The organism is Nitrospirae bacterium YQR-1 (genome assembly GCA_039908095.1).
In the GTDB taxonomy this organism is placed as follows: domain Bacteria; phylum Nitrospirota; class Thermodesulfovibrionia; order Thermodesulfovibrionales; family Magnetobacteriaceae; genus Magnetomonas.
Window position 1 is genome coordinate 1 of sequence record JAMOBJ010000063.1, and the last position, 2,236, is coordinate 2,236.

At 34.5% G+C, this 2,236-nt stretch carries 2 protein-coding genes; both read right to left on the reverse strand.

What is annotated here, in order from left to right:
- Positions 1-83: 83 nt before the first annotated feature.
- Positions 84-1,061, reverse strand: a complete 978-nt coding sequence (locus tag H7844_15790; protein ID MEO5358741.1) for an FHA domain-containing protein — start codon at positions 1,059-1,061, stop codon at positions 84-86.
- A 63-nt stretch (positions 1,062-1,124) separates the two neighbouring features.
- A complete protein-coding gene (locus H7844_15795) occupies positions 1,125-1,766 on the reverse strand; it encodes a hypothetical protein (protein ID MEO5358742.1) in 642 nt (213 codons plus the stop codon).
- Positions 1,767-2,236: the final 470 nt, after the last annotated feature.

Consider the following 2,236-nt stretch of genomic DNA (forward strand, 5'->3'; position numbering starts at 1 on the left):
ACAAACTCTTGCTCCCACAATATATTGACCGTAATCTTATGCTATAAAATCACGGGTGGGGTTAACTTGACGCTTACATTATATTAGCCTACATGCACCTTGATTTCTGTTTCACCTATTGTAATCACATCTCCACTTACAATACTGCACTGTGTTGTTATAGGAGTACCATTAACCAATGTACCGTTTGTTGTCTTTAGGTCCGTTAGGACATACCCTCCTCCTACAGACCTTATTTTTGCGTGCCTCCGTGAGATGGCAGCATCTTCAGGAAATGATATTTCGTTTGTATCGTCTGAACCAATAAAAGTTTCAAGTTCTGTAATTTCATATCTCTGCCCTTTATATGGTCCGTTTTCAATTATGAGCGTACATGAGAGTTGACGGTTCTTTAGTGCAACCGTTTTATTATCAAAAACATTAGGGTTTTGACAGCCACAGGTTTGTTTTCCTGCCGCAATTATACTGCCGCAAAGATTGCATCTTTTTGATTTACGCCTTCTTGCCGATACATATGTTGCCAATATTAAAATGAAAAACACCGCTGATAGTGATATTACAGATGCCATAAGAATTCTTTTTCTAAAAGACCTTTTATTTATTCTTTCCAAAAGCGATTTTGCTTGCACATTTTCCGGATTATTTTTCAGGGATTCCATGACATTTTTTAAAGCGCTATCGAAGTTTTCCAACTTTAATTCATCTTCTGCTTTTTTCAAAAAGTCATCAGATAATTTATTTAATGCATCTTTACACTGTTTTACCCCTTTTTTTGCTTTTATCTGATTTGGGTCAGAATCAAAAACTTTTTGATAGAGAGCCCTTGCCTCAATATATTTCTTGTCTTTTAATAATTTGTCAGCGTCATCGAGCGGTTCATAGGCATCTATCCGATCTATATATTTTTTTACTTCCTCGTTATTAGCATCTCCTACAAGAATTGCTTTAAACTGCTCCTTTGCTTCACGATATTTACCTTCATCGAAAAGTTTTTTACCTTTGTGAATTATAGATTCTCTATCCTCACTTACACCCGCCTTTTTCAAAAGATGTATTCTCATTTCTTGCAAATCCTTGCGAGATGGGTCTAGTGCAATTATATTATCTAAATTTGCGAGACACTGCTAATGCTCATCAGTAGTCTTTATAGTAGAACATTTTTTGTTATATTCACCTAACAATTTATCCTGTTTCTTTTTTATCTTTTGCTCAAGTTTCCTCTTGGTGCTTATGGCTTCTGAAAAGTTGGGTACTACTTTCAATGCCTCTTCGTATTTCACTCTTGCCTTAGAAAATGCCTCTTCTGTCAAAAGACGATCCCCTTCTTTTACTAAAGATCTGGCTTTCTTTATATTTTCCTCAGTAGATGTAATAGACTTCTTGTATTTCGATATCGAATATACCTGGCTTATACTTTCTGTAAGCTTTTCGTATTTTACTTCTAAAACTAACTTTCTTTCTTTTGTTTCATTGTCAAATTCTTGTGCTTTATACTTTAAAATGTAAACTCCACTTGTTGTATTATCTAATTCGAAGTCTTTTATTTCATGCTTTTGGGTTTTACCATTATGTTCCGTAATTTCCTCCCTTATACTAAAATGTGACTTTGAGAGATTAATTACTGGGTTATTGCTTTGGGATACTGATACATTTACTGTAACCGATGGAAAATCATCAGTACCTACATGATTAATCTTAATATTAAATTCCGAAGCCCATACCGCTATTGGTAAAAATATCAACAAAACCACTAATCTTTTCGCCATCTAAATATCCCTCCCAAACATTAAATCTTTGATAATAGCCTGCCCCGTAGCAACAACTGACATAAAATAACAAAATTTATAATATTGAAGCAACACTAACACAAAACAAATCAAATGTTTTTATTGCCTATGCAGTTAACACCGGCAGATAGTTTTCTGTCATCTATATATGCAGAGAAAAGACTGGATTGTCGCTCGGAGGCGGCAATGACAGAGGGTGAATTTTCTTTTTTCCGTCATTCCGAGCGAAAGCCGGAATCCAGTTCTTTGTTAGCGGAGTTAACTGCATAGGCAATAATTAAATTATCAGTTATCGCTTAAAGATTTTTTATATACTCATTTTTTCCGTCTATTATTTTTAAAAGATATATTTCTTTATATTCAATTAAGCCTGAGTCGTTGAAATTATAGGTCCCACACAGTCCCTTATAATTTATTATTTTCCTTATCTCTTGTGCCGCCTTCAGAGG